The 20,609-nt window shown below is 36.0% G+C and carries 17 protein-coding genes; 3 read left to right on the forward strand and 14 right to left on the reverse strand.

Features of this window, described 5'->3' with window-relative positions; translation table 11 throughout:
• Positions 1-70 precede the first annotated feature (70 nt).
• From htpX to HF964_RS07110, 4 genes are read right to left on the reverse strand one after another with little or no spacing between them, the layout of a single operon-like run.
• Positions 71-967, reverse strand: a complete 897-nt coding sequence (htpX, locus tag HF964_RS07095; RefSeq protein ID WP_168722350.1) for a zinc metalloprotease HtpX — start codon at positions 965-967, stop codon at positions 71-73.
• A 14-nt stretch (positions 968-981) separates the two neighbouring features.
• Complete coding sequence (locus HF964_RS07100; protein ID WP_168722351.1) at positions 982-1,551, reverse strand: LemA family protein; 570 nt, start codon at positions 1,549-1,551, stop codon at positions 982-984.
• A 51-nt stretch (positions 1,552-1,602) separates the two neighbouring features.
• On the reverse strand, positions 1,603-2,289 hold the full coding sequence (locus tag HF964_RS07105; protein ID WP_168722352.1) for a JAB domain-containing protein: 687 nt from the start codon (positions 2,287-2,289) through the stop codon (positions 1,603-1,605).
• Between the two features lie 50 nt (positions 2,290-2,339).
• Complete coding sequence (locus tag HF964_RS07110; RefSeq protein WP_168722353.1) at positions 2,340-3,692, reverse strand: bifunctional folylpolyglutamate synthase/dihydrofolate synthase; 1,353 nt, start codon at positions 3,690-3,692, stop codon at positions 2,340-2,342.
• 174 nt (positions 3,693-3,866) lie between these two features.
• Here HF964_RS07110 and HF964_RS07115 point away from each other — a divergent pair, with 174 nt between their 5' ends.
• On the forward strand, positions 3,867-4,319 hold the full coding sequence (locus HF964_RS07115; protein ID WP_168722354.1) for a GAF domain-containing protein: 453 nt from the start codon (positions 3,867-3,869) through the stop codon (positions 4,317-4,319).
• Positions 4,320-4,497: 178 nt separating this feature from the next.
• Here the strand turns inward: HF964_RS07115 and adhE are convergent, their stop codons facing one another.
• The 3 genes from adhE to HF964_RS07130 form a co-directional block, all read right to left on the reverse strand.
• Entirely contained in the window at positions 4,498-7,188 is a 2,691-nt protein-coding gene (adhE, locus tag HF964_RS07120; RefSeq protein ID WP_168722355.1) for a bifunctional acetaldehyde-CoA/alcohol dehydrogenase, read from the reverse strand.
• A gap of 343 nt (positions 7,189-7,531) precedes the next feature.
• Entirely contained in the window at positions 7,532-8,506 is a 975-nt protein-coding gene (gene pta, locus HF964_RS07125; protein ID WP_168722356.1) for a phosphate acetyltransferase, read from the reverse strand.
• A gap of 34 nt (positions 8,507-8,540) precedes the next feature.
• Complete coding sequence (locus tag HF964_RS07130; RefSeq protein WP_168722378.1) at positions 8,541-9,215, reverse strand: uracil-DNA glycosylase; 675 nt, start codon at positions 9,213-9,215, stop codon at positions 8,541-8,543.
• Positions 9,216-9,373: 158 nt separating this feature from the next.
• Between HF964_RS07130 and HF964_RS07135 the strand changes: the two genes are divergently transcribed.
• Positions 9,374-9,925, forward strand: a complete 552-nt coding sequence (locus tag HF964_RS07135) for an LURP-one-related/scramblase family protein (protein WP_168722357.1) — start codon at positions 9,374-9,376, stop codon at positions 9,923-9,925.
• Positions 9,926-10,100: 175 nt separating this feature from the next.
• Here HF964_RS07135 and HF964_RS07140 read toward each other — a convergent pair whose 3' ends face one another.
• The 5 genes from HF964_RS07140 to pepV form a co-directional block, all read right to left on the reverse strand.
• Positions 10,101-11,555 (reverse strand): ABC transporter substrate-binding protein/permease, encoded by a 1,455-nt coding sequence (locus tag HF964_RS07140; protein WP_168722358.1) that lies wholly within the window; start codon positions 11,553-11,555, stop codon positions 10,101-10,103.
• Between the two features lie 21 nt (positions 11,556-11,576).
• Positions 11,577-12,314, reverse strand: a complete 738-nt coding sequence (locus HF964_RS07145; protein ID WP_168722359.1) for an amino acid ABC transporter ATP-binding protein — start codon at positions 12,312-12,314, stop codon at positions 11,577-11,579.
• A 367-nt stretch (positions 12,315-12,681) separates the two neighbouring features.
• Entirely contained in the window at positions 12,682-14,142 is a 1,461-nt protein-coding gene (locus HF964_RS07150; RefSeq protein ID WP_420850130.1) for an ABC transporter substrate-binding protein/permease, read from the reverse strand.
• 19 nt (positions 14,143-14,161) lie between these two features.
• Positions 14,162-14,899, reverse strand: a complete 738-nt coding sequence (locus tag HF964_RS07155) for an amino acid ABC transporter ATP-binding protein (RefSeq protein ID WP_168722360.1) — start codon at positions 14,897-14,899, stop codon at positions 14,162-14,164.
• Positions 14,900-15,272: 373 nt separating this feature from the next.
• A complete protein-coding gene (gene pepV / locus HF964_RS07160; protein ID WP_168722361.1) occupies positions 15,273-16,682 on the reverse strand; it encodes a dipeptidase PepV in 1,410 nt (469 codons plus the stop codon).
• Positions 16,683-16,790: 108 nt separating this feature from the next.
• Here pepV and HF964_RS07165 point away from each other — a divergent pair, with 108 nt between their 5' ends.
• Positions 16,791-17,639 (forward strand): NAD(P)H-hydrate dehydratase, encoded by an 849-nt coding sequence (locus tag HF964_RS07165; RefSeq protein ID WP_168722362.1) that lies wholly within the window; start codon positions 16,791-16,793, stop codon positions 17,637-17,639.
• A 15-nt stretch (positions 17,640-17,654) separates the two neighbouring features.
• Here the strand turns inward: HF964_RS07165 and HF964_RS07170 are convergent, their stop codons facing one another.
• On the reverse strand, positions 17,655-18,881 hold the full coding sequence (locus HF964_RS07170; RefSeq protein WP_168722363.1) for a carboxylate--amine ligase: 1,227 nt from the start codon (positions 18,879-18,881) through the stop codon (positions 17,655-17,657).
• Between the two features lie 16 nt (positions 18,882-18,897).
• Complete coding sequence (locus HF964_RS07175; protein WP_168722364.1) at positions 18,898-20,556, reverse strand: putative polysaccharide biosynthesis protein; 1,659 nt, start codon at positions 20,554-20,556, stop codon at positions 18,898-18,900.
• Positions 20,557-20,609 lie beyond the last annotated feature (53 nt).

The following is a 20,609-nucleotide window of genomic DNA, read 5'->3' on the forward strand; positions in this document are numbered from 1 at the left end:
ACAAAAATCGTCGGAAACTAAATTTCCGACGATTTTTGTTTTCTGTTAAAACTAACCGAACTCTATTTAATTACATGTGTTCAAGCCGGGCAATCCGATCTTCAGTTGCAGGGTGCGTTGAAAATAAATTTGCGGCTGATTTACCTTTGAGTGGATTTTCAATATAAAGTGCGGCGGAACTTGGATCAGCACTTTCCATTGGCTCAGACATCGCAATCTTTTTCAATGCGTTAATAAGTCCTTGTGGATTACGTGTTAACTGAACAGCGGTTGCATCAGCCAAATACTCACGATTCCGTGAAATTGCCATTTGGACAATGGTTGCCGCAATTGGACCAAAAATGATTAATAAAATTGAAAATACAATACCAAAGATTTGCATAGTACCGTTATTTTCACGTTCATCATCGTTTTCACGGGCCCCACCAAAGAACATAAAGTTACTTCCAAAGTTAGCTAATATTGAAATGATTGCGGTTAATGCAATCGCAATTGTTGAAATACGAATATCGTAATTACGTACGTGAGCCATTTCGTGGGCCATAACCCCTTCTAATTCATCACGTGTTAACCGTTCCAAAATACCACTTGTGGCTGCAACAGCAGCGTGTTTAGGGTCACTTCCCGTTGCAAAAGCATTTGGACTTGGATCATCGATAATAAATACTCGTGGCATTGGTACCTGTGCAACCATAGCCATATCCTCAACAATATTCCATAATTGCGGTGCCTGATCTTTTGCAGTGATTTCTTGGGCATTATTCATGCTCATCACAATCTCAGTTGACTGTTCAATCATCATCCAAGCATATATTCCTCCAGCAATTAGCGCTAAAATAGCCCCAATCATCGCTGAACGGAAAAACATATAACCAATAGCTGCCCCTACAAGGACTACTAGGAACATAAAGCCGCTTAATAGATAAATCGTTCGCCGTTTATTTTGAGCAATTTGTTCAAATAACATGCTTTGCCTCGCTATTACTTACCATCTGGTCCAAATGAAACTTTAGGAGCAGCTTTTTCTTCTTCTGGTGTTTCCAAGAATTGACTTGGTTCAAAATGATGTACCTTAGCAATCATATTAGTTGGAAATGTTTGTAATTTACCATTATAAGCTGCAGTACTTGAGTTAAATAATTGACGTGAGTAAGCAATCTTATTTTCGGTATTTGAAAGTTCTTCCATTAATTGGCTATATTGAACGTTAGCTTTTAAATCTGGATATGCTTCAGCAACTGCAAAAATACCTTTTAATGATGATGTCATTTGATCTGATAAAGCCATTGTTTCAGCATGATTTTCAGATGGTGTTTGAGCAATCTGGTTACGTAAACCGATTACTTTTTCTAAAGTACCTTGTTCAAAGTTGGCATAACCTTTAACAGTTTCTACTAAGTTTGGAATCAAATCATTCCGACGCTTTAATTGAACATCGATTTGACTCCAGGTTTCTTGTGTGTTCATTCGTGAACGCACTAATCCATTGTAAATTGAAATCCACATAAATACTAAGATAACAATTACAATAATCGCGATAATAATTCCCATGGAATACTCCTCCGTTTCTCATATAGGTATATTCTACCATATAAATATAATTTATTTCATCTTCATATTTGTTTCAAGCTCTTTTAACTCATCAAATACCGAAAAAGCTCCTTCTTCACGTAAGCTCGTATAATCATCAGCACCAACGATAAATGAATCAAGAACAGCTATTTCAAATAAATCTGCCGCCTTGGCTATTTCCTTTGATAATCGTAGATCATTTTCAGATGGTTCTGCCTGACCACTTGGATGATTATGTGCCAATATGATACTTTGTGCATTGTATTTCAAAGCACGTCTAAGTACGTCTCGAATATGGAATGGGCAAGTTCTTAATGAACCGATGTGAATTACATCAGTTGCTACTATTTGATGCCGAGTATCTAATGAATACAACCACAATTGTTCTTGTTCAAGGCCACGCATTGAAGTCACTAGTTCATTACCGAAGCTTTGGCTACCTAAAACCCGCCCTTGAATTTTAGGCATTGCCCGGGCAACGCGTTGACCAAACTCAATTGCCGCTAATAATCCTTGGCGCACTTGGACATCACCATTAACATAGTCCTTAATGCAATCAAGTGACGCATGTTTGAAGCCCTCTAAGCTAATGAAATTATCAAAAAAAACTTTAATTTCATAATTTTGCTTAGTCGCTGTTAGTTGGTATGACTTAAAATACCATTGTAATAATTCATGATCTTGTAACTGACTTGTAGAGATGTTATTTATTTGCATATTAATTCTCCCTTTACGTGATACAAATAAAGTACGCTCTCACATGATAATTAACCAAAATATTTATTTTTTTCGGCAAAATAAGCACGAACTTCACTAACAAAATAAAGTGACCCAGTTAACAAAATAAACCCATTTTCAGTAGTTGTTTTCGCAGCTATTTTCAATGCATCCTGCCAATTAGAGGCAGTTTTAATTGGCTGATTGACTTGAATAGCCACTTCATCTTCATTAACTACCGTTCGTTTACCCGGACCAATAAATTCAGTCGCGATTAACTCAACATTGGGAATTTGGGCTAACTCATTAGCCATTTTAGCAAATTCTTTATCAGCAAGTGCAGCAAAAATAACAGTTATTTTATCTACTTGATTAAATTTACGCTTGAATAACTCTTGTAATCCATTGATTGCCGCAACATTATGTGCACCATCAATTACGATTCGAGGTTTAATTTGTAAAGTTTCAAATCTACCAGGCCAATGAGTACCTTTAAGTGAATTAAATAGAACTGTTTCATTAAATGTTACAAAATCTATACTTGTTAGATAATAAAATGCCAGTATTGCCAAACTAGCATTTTCAACTTGATATTTTCCTAACATATTAACTTCAAGATCAGTTAGATGGCGAGAATTTATCATTGATAAAATATCATCTTTTAGTGTCCAATTAAATGCCTCATGCCAAATATTTTGGCCCTTCTCTAAGGTAATAGTCATGTCGTCAAATGACCAAAATGGTACGTTTAATTGATGAGCCGTAGCTTTTATTACCGTACCAGCTTCATCATCTGCATGGCCTCCATAAATGACGGGGACATGTGGTTTGATAATTGCTGCTTTTTGTTGCGCAATCGCCGTCAAACTATTTCCCAAAACATGCATATGGTCGTAACCAACTGAAGTGATAATACTTAAAATAGGTGTAAAAACGTTGGTTGAATCAAATAAGCCACCTATTCCCACCTCAATAATTACAATATCAACTGGATGTGTTGCAAAATATAAAAACATCATTGCGGTAATCACCTCAAATTCAGTTGGTCCACCTTCACTTTCGCTAGCATCCATTGCAATAACGAATGGCTCAATTTGTTGTACTAACTCTAATAACTCTGTATCACTAATCATTTCACCATTAACAGAAATTCGCTCATTGAATTTAGTAATAAAAGGTGATGTATAGGTTCCCACTGATAAACCACTATTAATTAATATATCTCTTAAATAGGCAGTTGTTGAGCCTTTACCATTAGTACCAGTAATGTGGATACCCTTTATAGTATTTTGTGGATTGCCCAACGCATCCAATAATGCATCCATCCGATCAAATGTCGGTGTTTTTTTCCACACCATACGTCCATGGATAAAATCAATTGCCTCTGCATATGTCGTAACCATCTTAGTGCCTCACTAACTATAATTTAAAGATAATCTTAGTGAAATTCATGCCAAAAAGCTATCATAAATTTTATGTTTTAACTAAAAATATTACAATCATGTTTTCAAGCCTTGTGTTTTGCTAAGTAATTGGTACAATACATTTAACTTATTAAAAAGAAGTGAGGTACATTCATGGATGATTTAACTTTATTACCCGCTCAACTCGATGCTTTATTAACGGGTGAAACAAATACCATTGCCAACTTATCAAATGCGGCTGCTCTTTTGATGCAAACTCTCCCTGATCTTAACTGGGCTGGCTTTTATCTCTTTGACGAGGCTGCTAATGATTTAATACTTGGACCTTTTCAGGGGAAAGTAGCCTGCATGCATATTACACCAGGTAATGGGGTTGTTGGTACTAGCTTTGCCAAAAAAGAAGTTTTAGTAGTTCCTAATGTACATGAATTTGCGGGCCATATCGCTTGTGATAGTGCTTCAGAGTCAGAAATTGTAGCTCCAATTATCGTCAATAATAAGATCGTTGCAATTTTAGATATTGATTCACCTTCTCTTAATCGCTTTAGTACTAGCGATGCTGATATAATCACTGAATTTGCAGCTATAGTTGCTAAACATTTCTAAAATGGACGGATTTCTTTGCAATTAAATCATTAAGCAAACTAAAATGACTTATAACAAAAGAATCATCGATACGGTATAAAACTAGAAAATCCCGACTGAATTTAAATAATTCAATCGGGATTTTTGTATTCCATGCTATAAACCGCCTTTCAGGACACGTTTTATAAGTAAATTACTACTAAAATTGGTCCCGTAATAATTGTTTGATTTCATCCAGTGATGGTTGTCGTGGATTACCTGGGGTGCATTGATCGTTATAGACTAGGTCAACAAGTTTATCCAAGGTACTTTCAAAATGTTGCTTATCAATACCGTTACCTGATAATGTCGGATTGATATTGACACTTTTGACTAATTTAGCAATTTCTTTAAGTAATGCAGCTACTAAATCACTATCGTTTTCACCGTTAAGACCGAGGTAACGTGCAATATCAGCATAATCTTTTTGCGCAGTGTACGTTTCATAACGTGGGAAAGGTGTCCGTTTTACATTACCACTAACAGCATTAAAAGCAATAACATGTGGCATTGCAATCGCAATTGCTAAACCATGTGGTAAGTCAAATTCACCACCTGTTTTGTGCGCAAGTGAGTGGTTAATCCCTAAGAATGCATTTGCAAATGACATGCCCGCTAATGTAGCAGCTGTATGCATGTTAGTACGAGCAGCTTGGCCTTCTTTATTTGGATGTGTTGGATCATAATTATACGAAGCCGTCAAGTTTTCAAAAATCAATTTGATTGCTTGTAAAGCCCAAGGACGAGTAAAATCAGAAGCCATTACTGATACATAAGATTCAAGTGCATGTGATAAAGAATCTAAACCTGAATAGGCTACAGTCTGTTTAGGGACTGTCATTACAAATGATTGATCAACAATCGCTACTTGTGGTGTTAATTCATAGTCAGCTAATGGATATTTAACATGCGTAGCATCATCAGTAATAACAGCAAATGGTGTTACTTCCGAACCGGTTCCAGATGTTGTTGGAATCGCAACCATTTGTGTTAAACTTTGATGCTCGAATTTAACAATCCGTTTGCGAATATCCATAAATTTTTGTTTCAATTTACGGAATAAATCAGCCATTACAAGACCATTATCTAACGCTCCTGGATGCGTTGCTGAATATTCATATAGCAACCGAGCAATTTTGGCTGCATCAAGTGCTGCCCCACCACCAATAGCAATAATTGTATCTGGTTGGAACTCAGCCATTTGCTTAGCAATCTCAATAGCTTGATTAATTGTCGGATCAGGTTTTACAGCACCATAGATTGATGTTTTTACATGATTTTGTCGGAGTGCAAACTGATCAAGAATTTTATCAACAAATCCAAATTGAACCATCCCTGGATCAGCCACAATAAAAGCACGATCTACATTAGCTAATTCTTGTAAATAAGTAATTGAATTATTTTCATAGTAAATGTCTTTTGGTAAGCGAATCCATTGTGGCCGGTTACGCCGCCGAGCAACTGTTTTGATGTTTAAAAGATCGTAAGTTGACAAGTTGTGTGACAATGAGTTTTTCCCCCATGTTCCTGTTCCAAGTGTCATACTTGGGCGTAATGCATCAGTATAAATATCACCAACACCACCAATTGAATCCGGTTGGTTAACCAAAATCCGTGATGCTTCAACCGCATCTGCATATTCTTTAACAAATGGATCATCTTGAGCCCCAATTTGAATCGCGGCATTGTGACCTGCCCCTTGGTAGTTAAGTAAGGCACGCACAATTGCAATCGCGTTTTGACGATCCTTTGACTTGTAAACGGAAAGAATTGGGCAAAGTTTTTCAGAAGAAAGTTTTTCACCGATATTCTTTTCATCTAATTCAACTAAAATAACATCTTTATCAGCTGGTAAATCAATCCCTGCTTGCTGAGCAATCCATCGACCACTCATTCCAGCTACTTGACCATTAACACCATGCTTCTCATTAAAGACAAAGTCAGCTAATTTTTTATAATCTGCTTTCGGTAATAAATAAGCTCCCTGTTCAGCTAATTTTTTAAGAAATGCTTTATATATCCCTTGATCAATAATTACTGAATTTTCAGTTGCACAAATCATTCCATTATCAAATCGCTTTGATAAAAGTAAATCTTCAGCAGCACGGTCAATATTAGCGGTGTAATCAACATACACTGCTCCATTACCAGCACCAACTCCCATTGATGGATTACCCGAACGTAAAGCCGCATTTACCATCCCCGGTCCACCTGTAGCCAAAATTGAGGCAATCCCAGGACTTTGTATTAAAGCTGATGTGTTATAACTTGATGGTTTTTCAATCCATTGAATAAAGTTTTTTGGTGCACCAGCTGCTATTGCGGCTTCATAAACAATTTTGGCAGCATGGACAGATGACTTTTGGGCTTGGGGATGAAATGCAAAAATTATTACATTCCTTGTTTTAGCACTCAACATTGCTTTAAAAATAGTAGTTGAAGTCGGATTAGTAGTAGGCACAATTCCTGCAAGTACCCCTAGTGGAGCCGCAATTTCAACTTTTCCAGTTACAGGATCCTCATTGATAACGCCGACTGTTTTATCATTTTTAATCGCGTTAAAAACAAATTCTGATGCAAAACGATTCTTGGTATCCTTATCTTCAACCACCCCTCGGCCGGTCTCATCATGAGCTTCATGTGCTAATAATAATGAATTTTCACTACCCGCTAAAGCCATGGCGGCAACAATTTTATCTACTTGTTCCTGAGAAAAGCTTGAAAATTCAACAAGTGCCTTTTCTGCTTTACGTACTAAATCAGTTGTAAGAATTTCAGCCTGTAATGTTAATTGTGCTTTTTCTTTATCAGTTAGAACTTTTTTAGATTCTTTTTTAATAGCTTCTATCATTTTTCAATCCTCGTTGTATAAAGTTGTGTAAATACTTTGTGCACCTTTGAACAATGATTATGATACACGAGCTATTTAAATTTAGCAAGTCCTTTGATTTTATTTTTTTAATATGATAAAACACCTTTAAATAGACATAAACAACGTAATATATATGTATTTTATATAATTTAATTTCAATTTAAAGTTTGTTAAATAAATCACTAATTACATAAAATAACCTAAAATTCTTAGATGCTAATTCAATAAAAATACCCCTAAAGCTATTTCTAACTTTAGGGGTAAAACACCACAACGGGTATCTTAAGTATATATTATTGGTAGCACCTGCTATTATAGTACCTTATAATGCTTGGGCTGCTGTAATTAAAGCAACTTTATAAACATCATCCGTATTACATCCACGTGATAAATCTGAAATTGGTTTAGCAAGTCCTTGTAAAATGGGTCCGATTGCTTCAAAGCCACCTAATCGTTGGGCAATTTTATAACCAATATTTCCTGATTGTAAATCAGGGAATATAAAGACGTTAGCATTACCAGCAACATTTGATTCTGGTGCTTTTGCAGCTGCAACACTAGGAACGAAGGCGGCATCAAATTGTAATTCACCATCAATTGCCAATGTCGAATCCATTTTTTGAGCTATCTTTGTTGCTTCAGTCACTTTAGTAACTTGGTCTGCTTTGGCAGATCCCTTAGTCGAAAAAGACAGCATTGCTACTTTAGGTTCAATTCCAAAAACCTTAGCAGTATTAGCTGATTGTATAGCAATTTCAGCCATTGTCTGTGCATCGATATCAATGTTGATTGCTGCATCAGAAAAGACATAGCGTTGCGTATCTTTTTGCATAATAAATGCTCCCGAAATCCGCGTTGAACCAGGAGCTGTTTTAACAATTTGCAAAGCTGGACGCACTGTATCTCCGGTAGGGTGTTTAGCACCAGATACCATTCCATCAGCTAAACCCATGTACACCATCATTGTACCGAAGTAGTTAACATTAGTAAGCCATTTTTCGGCAGTTTCAAAATCAGTCTTACCGTTGCGACGTTCTACAAGTGCTTTAATCATAGCTTGCAATTGATCCTTAGGATAAGTTTTTGGATTAATAATTTGAATACCATTTAAATCAAATTGGTTTTCATTTGCAGTTAATGCAATTGCTTGTTCATCTCCAAGTAAAATTGGCTTAAGCAATTTTTCTTGTGCTAACCGGATTGCTGCTTCTTGAATACGTGCATCTTCTCCCTCAGGAAATACAATCCGTTTGTTTGCTCCTTGAATCTTAACTGCTAATTCTTCAAATAATCCCATCAGATTACTTCCTCCAAAAAATAAATTATTGCATTTATGCTGGCAAATGCCAATCAATAGGTTGTTGCCCATGCGCTATTAAATACGCATTAGTCTGTGAAAAAGGTTTAGAACCAAAAAAACCGCGATAAGCTGAAAGTGGCGATGGATGAGGACTTGTAATCACCAAGTTTTGTGACTCATCAATTAGCTTTTGTTTCATTTGTGCAGGTTTGCCCCATAAAATGAATACAACAGGTTGCGGTTTATCCGATAATGCTTTAATTGCAGCATCGGTGATTTCTTCCCATCCATGGTGGCGATGAGAATTTGATTGCCCTTCACGCACTGTTAAAACTGAATTTAATAGTAAAACACCTTGTTGTCCCCAAGTAGTTAAATTACCGTGTTCGACTGGTTGAATACCTAAATCAGTGCTTAATTCTTGATAAATATTACGTAAACTTGGCGGAATTTTAATTCCTGGTGCCACTGAGAAACTCAATCCTTGCGCTTGATGTAGTTCATGATATGGATCTTGTCCCAAAATAACAACTCGGGTTTTTTCAAAGTCAGTTAAATTAAAAGCATTAAAGACTTCTGCTTTTGGTGGAAAAATATTATATTTTTCTCGCTCAATTTGTAAAAAAGTTGCTAAGCTATTAAATTCTTCAGTGGCAAAATTCGGTGCTAAAATGGTTTGCCAATCGTTATGTAGCAATGATTTCATTAAATTCATGTTTCCATTTCTTTGTAGTGCATGACACTAAATTGGCCACAGTATTATTATAACCGTTCTCAATTTATTTAGATACCAATTATCCATACTGATAATTTACATGCTAAAATATAAGTAAATATGGATAGGCATTTAAAGGAGGGCATGGAATGCGCAAGTTATATTTAAAACAAGTCAGCAGTCGTAGTTCACAAACCGCGACGACTGTCCGTGATACTAGTGGTAAAGCCGAGTACTTAGTTACGGGTAGTTTTGGCCGTGAAGATGCGTTTATTCATGTATATAATAACCTCGGACATCTTATCGTTGAACTTGAACAAATTTCCTTTGGCCTTTTACCACGTTTTACTATTAAATTTCAAGATGAAGTGATTGGTTCGATTGGTGTATCATTAGGCACCTTATTAGATGTCATATATGTCCGTGAGCTAAATTGGTTTATTCGGGGCAGTTTGACATCTGGAACTTACTACGCTTATCACAAACAATTGCGTTTGATGACAGTCAAACCCGTCAAACAACCAAATGGCTTCTATAATGAACTTACAATTACAAATAAATCACAAGAACCTGTTTTAATTGGCATTGCTGTCATTTTGAACCGTTGGTTATTTAATGCTAAACCTTCACCACTTAAAAATATTTTACGGCAACCCATCACCTTAGCTTATTCGGGGCAAATAATACTTAAAAATCATTAAATAAAAAAAGACTGAAGCTTTTACAAATGATTCAGTCTTTTTTTAGTTTTATTGATTATCTGGACGTCTTTTTTCTACTCCATTTTACCTAATAGAAAAAAGGTTATGCCGAAATCTGATTATTTCACACAACCTTCTTAATACACATCTTAATATGTTATAGCTATTTTTTATTTTAATTATTACCGAATCTCTTATCCGCCCACTTAGCTAAAAATGTTAGTAAAGTAATCACAATCAAGTACATCATTGCTACAAGGAACCATATCCGAAAACCTTGTGAATTTCGTGAGATAATAACGGTACCTGTTTGGGTCAACTCAATAATTCCAATTGCAGAAAGAATCGAAGTATCCTTTAATGTGATAATAAATTGATTAATAAATGACGGAACCATCAATTTAACACCTTGTGGCAACACAACCTTACGCATTGCTTTCCAATAGCTTAATCCTAAAGAACGAGCGGCTTCCATTTGGCCATTATCAACTGACTTAAGTCCACCAGCAACAAAGGCTGCGATATAGGCTCCTTCATTTAAAGTTAAAGTTAATAGCCCTGAAAATAGTGCCGAAAGTTTATGCCCTGTTAATGATGGAATTCCAATATAAATAAAGAACGCCAATACCAATAATGGTAAGCCACGGAAAATATAAATAACTGTGCTAGCAAATCCATGACTGATTTTATTTGGCACGATTGCTAATAAGCCAATAACCATTCCAAAGATTGTTGCTAGAATAATACCGAGAATAGTTAACATTAAGGTCTGACCAATTCCCGCTAAGAATTGACTTTTATTTTGATTCAAAAGGCCCCAGATTGAATTATTGACTTTGGCACTGCCAGCAAAAGTCGATTCTTCAGCGCCAATATATTTAGCAACAATCTTATCATACGTACCATCTTTTTTAATAGCTGCAAATCCTGCATTGAATTTTTCAATCAAGGCTTGATTATGGCCTTTTTTCACTCCAAAACCATAATATCCTGAGTTAGCGGGCTTTGTTAAAACTTTTAACTTAACTCCATTTTGAATTGCATACTTCATAACAGGCTCATCTTCAAATGTTGCCACAGTATTCCCTAAGGCAACATCATTATACATTGTATTTGAATCATTGAAATATGTTACCTTAAAGCCATATTTCTTTTGAATCGTCAATGCATAAGCGGCTGCTCCGGTACCAGTTTTAAGTGCGACTGTTTTACCGCGTAAATCATTAAGTGATTTAATACTACTATTTTTAGCAACAGCTGTAATAACCCCAGTTTTATAATATGGAGTACCAAAATCATAAACCAATTTTCGTGCAGGCGTAATCGCCATTCCAGCCATAATACCATCAATTTGTCCCGATAATACTGCTTGCGCACCAGAGTTAAATGACATTGGTACAAGTTTAAAGGTAAAATGTTCACGTTTAGCAATAGCTTTTAAAATATCAATATCAATTCCAACATACTTACCATTCTTATCTTGAAGTTCAAAAGGTGGATATGTGGTGTCCGTTGTAATTACATAGTGTGGTTCTTCACTTGCAGCTGCAAATTTGGTATTAGTAGCAATGATACCTAAAACAACGGTTAAGGTTAACATCAAATACTTTATCCAAGCTTTTTTATCCATCTTCTTACTCCCTACTCTCTTTTAAACATTTAATACTTTATTCAAGAAATCTTTTGCTCGCGGATCTTGAGGATTGCCAAAGACTTCCTCTGGAGTACCTTCTTCACGAATGTATCCATCAGCAAAAAATACAACCCGATCAGCAACTTGCTTAGCAAAACCCATTTCGTGAGTTACGACAATCATAGTCATACCCTCTTGAGCTAAATCACGCATCACTTTTAGAACTTCACCGACCATTTCTGGATCCAAAGCTGAAGTTGGTTCATCAAATAACATAATACTTGGCTTCATTGCCAATGCACGAGCAATTGCTACCCGTTGTTTTTGACCACCCGATAATTGAGTTGGTTTAGCATCTGCTTTGTCGGCTAAGCCAACTTGTGCTAACAACTGCATCCCTAATGTCTTAGCTTCTTCTTTTGATATTTTGCCTAATTCAACTGGAGCAAGCGTTACATTTTCTAAAACCGTTAAATGCGGAAATAGGTTAAAATGTTGAAATACCATACCAATATTTTCACGTACTTTATTTAAATTAGTTTCCTTAGCTGTTAAATCAATTCCATCAATTGCAATACTTCCAGTTGTTGGATTTTCTAATTTATTTAATGTTCGCAAAAAAGTACTCTTTCCTGATCCAGATGGACCAATCATTACAACTACTTCGTTTTCTTGGACCTCAAGATTAATTCCTTTAAGCACTTCATTGTCACCATATGCTTTGTGCAAATCAGTAACTTTAACTTTTATACCCATTTTGATACCTCCACATCAACTTCATACTCACTTACACTAATGAAAACAAACTAATTTACTTTTTTTTCATTAAAACATAAATTATTAAGAACAATATCATCAATATGCAACTTAATGTTCGCTTAATTTTTGAACATAAAAAAAGTAGACTGACTAAAGCGTCGTCTACTTTCTAAGATACTAAACTGATAAACCAGTCTCAGAAAATAATCGTCGCAAATAACCTAATTGATTAGGTAAATTTCGCGCATTATTATTATTTTCTAAAGACATGATCATTGATAAGCACTTCCTAATTTCTTGATTATTAAAATTCTATCATTTTCTAGCAATCTTGTCATTAGTTTTAATTAAAAAATTTTAGTTTTTAGTTTGAAGAAAACTTTTTATCAACCCACTTAGCAAGGAATGTTAATAGTGTAATTATAATCAAGTACATTAATGCTACGATAAACCAAACACGGAAGCCTTGCATATTGCGTGAAATAATCACTGTTCCAGTCTGTGTTAATTCAATAATCCCAATGGCTGATAATATTGAAGTATCCTTTAATGTAATAATAAATTGATTAACAAATGATGGAATCATTAATTTAATCCCTTGTGGCATGATAATTTTGCGCATTGCCTTCCAATATGGCAATCCTAATGAGCGAGCAGCTTCCATTTGGCCAGCATCAACATTCTTTAAACCACCAGCAACAAAGGCCGCAATATAAGCTCCTTCATTTAAAGTTAACGTAATTAATCCAGCTACAATTGCTGGAATCTTAGTTCCAGTTAATGAAGGTAACCCAATGTAGATAAAGAATGCCAAAACAAGTAATGGTAAACCACGGAAAATATAGATTATTGTACTTGACAAGCCATATGCAAATTTATTTGGTACAACAGCAAGTACCCCAATTAGAACCCCAAAGATAGTAGCAAAAATAATTCCAAAGACTGTTAATTGCAAGGTTTTAATAACTCCGCTGATAAATTGATCTTTATTTTGCTTTAATAAACCTAGAATTGAGTCATTTTCCTTGGCACTACCTGCAAATTTAGATTCATTAGATCCAAGGTATTTAGCCACAATTTTATCATATGTTCCATCTTTTTTTATAGCTGCGTAACCCGCATTAAATTTAGCCAATAATTCTTTATTTTGGCCTTTTTTAACAGCAAATCCGTATTCACCACCATTTGCAGGTTGTGTAATAATTTTTAATTTAACTCCGTTTTTAATGGCGTATTTCATAACCGGATCATCTTCAAATGCTGCCGCAGCATTCCCCAATGCAACTGCATTATACATTGTATTTGAATCATTAAAATATGTTACTTTAAATCCATATTTCTTTTGAATTGATAATGCATATTGTGCTGAACCAGTTCCTGTCTTTAAAGCAACCGTTTTACCACGTAATTGTTTTAAATCAGTAATATTACTTTTTGGACTAACTGCTGCAATAATCCCAGTTTTATAATATGGAGTTCCAAAGTCATAAACTTGCTCCCGTTCAGGAGTAATTGTCATCCCCGCGATAATGGCATCAAACTGTCCTGAAAGTACACCTTGTGCACCAGAGTTAAAAGCAATGGGGACTAATTTATAAGTAAAATGTTCCTTCTTAGCAATCGCACGTAACATATCCATATCAATTCCAACGTATTGGCCATTTTGACCTTGAAATTCGAATGGTGCATACGTTGTATCTGTTGCAATTACATAATGTGGTTCTTTAGTATCAGCCTGTGCAGTTGTTGTATTAAAAATAATCATTCCAAATAGCATTGTGACCATTAGCCAACTATATTTAAGCCATGTATGTTTTTTCATCATATACTCTCTCTTTCTTGCCTTAGACATTTAAAACTTTATTCAAGAAATCTTGTGCCCGTGGATCTTGAGGATTATTAAATACCTCTTCTGGCGTTCCTTGTTCGCGAATATAACCATCTGCAAAGAAAACAACCCGATCAGCAACTTGCTTGGCAAAGCCCATTTCATGGGTTACGACAATCATAGTCATACCCTCTTCAGCCAAATCACGCATAACTTGTAACACATCTCCTACCATTTCTGGATCCAAAGCTGAAGTTGGTTCATCAAATAACATAATACTTGGCTTCATTGCCAATGCACGAGCAATTGCTACCCGTTGCTTTTGACCACCCGATAATTGAGTTGGTTTAGCATCCGCTTTTTCGGCTAAGCCAACTTGTGCTAACAACTGCATCCCTAAGGTCTTAGCTTCTTCCTTTGATAGTTTACCTAATTCAACTGGAGCAAGCGTCACATTTTCTAAAACTGATAAATGCGGAAATAGGTTAAAATGTTGAAATACCATTCCTACATTCTCACGTACTTTATTAATATCTGTATTTTTATCGACCAAATTGAAGCCATTAATTAAAATTTCTCCACTTGATGGTTCTTCCAATTTATTTAATGTCCGTAAGAAAGTACTCTTTCCTGATCCAGATGGACCAATCATTACAACTACTTCGTTTTCTTGGACCTCAAGATTAATTCCTTTAAGCACTTCATTGTCACCATATGCTTTGTGCAAATCTTTAACGGATACCTTTGCTGTCATTTTAGTTCCTCCGGCTCTAAGCCATTAATTTTAATCAAAGTTAAGGTTTATCTAATTTAAATCAATTATTTAATTGAATAAAGCTGCTCATCATACTTAAAGATGAACTTTAAACGCAAATATATCCATAACATTCGGCTTTATCAAAAAAATAAAAAAAGCAGGCTTACGTATCTTACATAAGTCTACTTTCAAGATTTAACAACTCCATGAGTTTCAATCAGTGAAAATAACATATGCAAAAGAAACACAGCTAATCGTGTTTTTTTGATTATTATTCTCGCTTGTCTGTAATTGAAATTTCATGCTTAACTTACCTCTAAACTTTCATTAATAAAAGTTTAGCAGTTTTTAAGCAAATTGTCATTATTTTTTATTTTGTTGCTAGACGTTCAATTGCTTCACCATAAATGGCAGCCGCTTTAGTTAAAGATTCAATCGTCATAAATTCATTAACTTGGTGCATTGTATCTTGATCGCCTGGGAACAATGCCCCAAAGGCAACCCCACGATCCATCAAGCGACCATAAGTACCACCACCAACAACTTCAGGCTTACCCTCTAACCCAGTTTGACGATTATATACATCAATTAATGTTTTTACAATTTCATCATCTTCAGGTACAAAGTGTGGGGCCATGTGATGACCTTGAATCTCAACTTCAGCATCAAAGCTATCTAAGTGATTTGCAATTCCGCGACCAATATTTTCAAAATCAACACCTTTAGGGTAACGGAAGTTTAAGTTTACAAAACCAGGTTGTCCGGCTTCAAAACGTTGAATTCCAATATTCATTGTGAGTGGTCCCATAATGTCATCAGTAAAGTTAATTCCTAGCTTAGTTGCTAGTGCATCATTGTGAACAGCTTGACCTAAGAAATGAATGTACCCCTTAGCTGTGCCACCAAAAGCAAATTGATCTAAGAAGTTTGCTAAGTATGTTCCAGCATTTTCACCAATTTCAGGTGAAGCACCGTGAACCTGTTTACCATTAATCGTAAATTGTACACCATCTGGTAATGGGTCAACTGATCCTGTTACTTGTGGGTTAGTTGCTAAAAATTTATTGAAGGCATCGATTAGTACACTTGCATCTGGTGAAGATACTAACGCAACGGCCTTACCTGGTACCATGTTAGGACGTAAACCTGATTCGAATTTAATCAATTCAAATTCACCTTCATTAGTTCCTGTGAACTTAACTTCATAAGTCACATTTCCTTTTTCTCCATTAATTACTGGAAATTCAGCGTCTGGTGAGAAGCCCATTGTTGGTTGTGGTTCAACTTCAAAGTAACGATCCATATCTTTCCAATCATTTTCTTCATCAGTCCCAACAATGAAGCGTACTCGACGTTTTAAGGATGCACCTGAATCTTTAAGGATCTTCATACCGTAAAAGGCCGCCATTCCTGGACCTTTATCATCTGAAGCACCACGAGCAAATAATTTACCATCTTTGATAACTGGTTCAAATGGATTAGTAGCCCATCCTTCTCCAGCTGGCATTACATCAACGTGCGCCAAAACAGCAACTGATTCTTCAGCATCTTCTGGGCCAATTTCAGCATAACCAACGATATTATCAATGTTCTTTGTCCGGAAACCAGCTTCTTTAGCGATTTCCAAGAACTTTTCTAAGGCCGCTTTAGGACCAGGACCCACAGGGGCATCCTTCGTCGCAAGGGCATCATCACGGACACTTTCAATCCGTAGCATAGTTTGTAAATCATTCAAAAAATCTTCTTGGCGTGTTGCAATTTCTGCTTTCCAGTCAATCATCGGTTAATCCTCCATTTAATAAGTTAAAGTTATTTTATCACAATCTGGTTTGATATAATGTAGTTAATTGTTATCAAACGAAAAATTAACCAGTAGGAGGCCTAAAAGATGCAAATAATTGACGAAGCGTTAGTCGAACAAATAATTACTCCGCGCCCTTTAGATTCGCATAAAGGAACTTATGCTCGAGTGATGTTAATTGGAGGGTTACAACATTACCATGGAGCGATTATGCTAGCTAGTAAAGCAGCCGTCTATGGCGGAAGTGGACTTGTAACTGTTGTTACTGATTCACAAGCAATCACCGCTTTGAATATGTATCTACCAGAAGCGATGGTCATTAGCTATCAAGATGATTATCAAAAATTAATTATTAACCAAGATGTCGTGGTTATCGGTCCTGGTTTAGGTACTTCTACGCAGGCATTGACAATATTAAAAAATATTTTTGCCATTATCACCCCTAACCAATGTCTGGTTATCGATGGCTCAGCATTAACCTTATTTGCTAATAATCAACTCTCACTTCCAATAACTAAATTAACCGTATTAACACCTCATCAAATGGAGTGGCAACGTGTTAGTGGCATTAAAATCGCAGATCAAAACGATATCACCAATCAAGCCATAGTTGATAACTTAAATGCAATCGTAATTGTTAAAAAACATCATTCTGAACTTTATACACCTCATTTACCAGCCCAAAAAATCATAGTTGGCGGTCCGTATCAAGCCACTGGTGGAATGGGTGACACACTAGCTGGGCTAGTCGGGATCTTTTTAGGCCAATTTAAAACAACTGCTAAAACGGTTGCGGCGGCACTTTACATACATAGTGCTATTGCCGACAAATTAGCTGCTAAACAATATGTTGTTTTACCAAGTCATATCAGTGACTGTCTTCCTGCAACGATGGCTCATTTTGCACAGCAAAACCATAATAAAAAAGCCAACTAATAGTTGGCTTTTTTATTATGGTTTAAAATATTTTACATAATACTTGGCAAAATTACGATTAGCTCGCCAATAATTCATAAATCGTTGATAATTCCAATCTGGAGCATACTTGTAAGTATAACCATATTTACCTTGATCAATTAATTTAAGAGCTAGCTCAGTTGCTTCATTTGCACGTGCGTATTTTTTAAATAATCGTGGGGTAATTGCCATCCAAACCTGCCACTTGCTTTGATCAGCATTAGCAAACACAACTGGGGCCGTCCCAAGGGTGCCATCATAGTCACTAATCAAGTAGCGCATCCAGTTAACCCCGTTTAAACTAGCCCAGAAATTTGAACGACCTAAGCGCACATTCATTTCAAATACTTTAAATTTATGATCACGCTCATCATACTTCAAATCAAAATTAGCAAACCCAGTAATATTAAGCGATTCCAAGAACCCCACATATTGCCGGTAAATATCTTCATTGTAATCAGGCATAATCGCCATATGATTACCTCGACCTTGAGGACCAGGATCTTCAATTAATGCATGCCCCATTGAGATAACGCGAACTTTATGGTTTTGATCAATATAGGCCGTTAAATTCCGTTCGTATGAATCATCACCTGGAATCATATCTTGCATCGTAAAGGTACTAGTATAACCATTTTCATAAGCCAATTTGATGACTTCATTTAATTCGGCCGTTGAGTCAATGAAATAAATTTTCTTGTGACCTGGGAAGTATAAATCCATCCATTCAACCGAGTTATCTGATTTTAAAATCACCGGATAGCCCCATGGTGAGACTACTTCACGCGTCACATCAGCGGCAGAAATTCGTTGTGTGGCTGGCATATCTAACCCATAAGCTGCGGCCAGTGGTTCAAAAGTTTCTTTGTGGTTTAATTCAATCATGCGGTCATAATCAACATATGGCACTACAAAATATTCACTAAGTGCCGTTTTATGTTTGGCAATTAATGCGGCATATTTATCACCAGAACCAACTAAAATCGTTGATTTACCGGCGGCTTTCAGTGCTTGCCCAATTTTAGTAATTTCCGTAATAAAAATGGGATCATCATTAATTCCTGGTACCAATTGAATATCAACAATCTCACTGTTGCGTGTCGCCGTCATAGGAGTAGCAGCAGCTAAAATAGTTGACTTAACACCATAGGCCTCATGAATTTCACGGGCTGAGCCATAGATGCTTTCATCACTACCTAAAAATAAAACTTGGTGTTGCATATTGTGCCCCTCTTCATTATTTGATTTTTAATTTACGTTTAAGGCCAACAATCCGTTGACCAAAAAGTTGTTCGACGAATTTAGATTTTAAAACTAAGAATATATAGACGCTACCACCAACGGCCATCCCCAACATTGCTAACACAAATTGAGTTACCCGACCAGTTGATGTCAAGATTGTACCTAAACCATAAACAACGGTTAGTGCAACAAGCCCCATCACAATTGCACTAATAATCACATAAATGATCATTGGCATCATTGCTTTGTAATTAATTTCATACATGGCTTTAAGGTTGTACAAAATTACGACACTTGCAATACCAAAACCTACAAAGGATGCCACTAATGGTCCCATAGCTCCCAATGAAGCGGTTGCTGGTACTTGTAAAATCAGTTTTACGATAATTCCAATTGCTAATGATTTTAATGCTAAGGCATTATTTGATAGGCCTTGCGTTACCGTTGATAAAATTGTGAATAAGCCAAACAGAATTCCTAAGTACGATGAGAATTGTAAAATTAATGTTCCCATCGTGGCAATCGTGTTGTTGCCAAAGCCATAAAAGGTAATGTAAAGCGGGCGCGCAATTGCTGCCATCCCAATTGCTGCTGGAATCATGACAACCACAAATAATTCTAAAGTAAACCGAACTTGTGAAGCAATTTCTTGCTTATCATTACGCGTATGTGCAGCTGCTAATAATGGAATTGTGGTACTCCCCATCGCAACTGCTAATGAAATCACAATCATAATTAATTTATTGGCATTAAAATCAAAAATTGCATATTGACTGTTTAATTCAGCGTACGTAAAGTTGCTAAAGCGTTGCATAATATCAAAGAATGAATATTGGTCAATAATTTGAAAAATTGGAATGGCTGATCCAACCACCACAAATGGTATCGCTTGAAAAATAACTTGTGCAAAGATTCGTTTATTAGAAATAGTCGTAGCATTTTTACTTTGCAAACTTAAATCATGAAAATATGCACGTTGCCGATACAAAACCCACATTAAAACGGCAATTCCACCCAAAGCCCCAATAAAGGCTGCAAAAGTTGATTGGACAACCGCATTTTGCCACTTACCATGATTAGCAACTAGAATAAACCAAGTCATAAAAAGCATATAGGCAACTCGTAAGACTTGTTCAATAAATTGTGAAAATGATGATGCTGCCATTTGATTATTACCTTGAAAAAAACCACGGGTCATACTAAGAATTGGAATAATCAAAATTGCAGGTGCCAATGAGTGTAGTACGGGAATCACATTAGAATCTCCACCTGATAATTCTGGTGCAAAAATCCACATTCCACCAGCAGCCACGACTCCAGTAATTAACCCAATGATTAACGAGGTTCGATATAATTTCAAGGCTAACTTATGCTCACCTTCTGCATTATAACGCGCAACTAACTTAGATACAGCTGATGGCACTCCAGCTGTTGCTGCCATTAATGCCAATGCATATAAATTATAACCTTTTGAGAACAATGCGTTTCCTTGATATTGCATTTCACCAAACATTGCAGCCCAAGGAATAATGTATAAGGCTCCAATGATTCGCGACATAATGCTACCTGCGACTAACCAAAATGAGCCCCGTAACATTTGTTTTTTATTATTTTGAATGTTTTGTTGCTCCACTTGAAGCGGTTTTTCAGGCATTTTAACTTCCTACTTTCATTACTATACAATTCCTTAATTTTATCTAATTTTGA

The organism is Periweissella fabalis (assembly GCF_012396505.1).
Lineage (GTDB): Bacteria > Bacillota > Bacilli > Lactobacillales > Lactobacillaceae > Periweissella > Periweissella fabalis.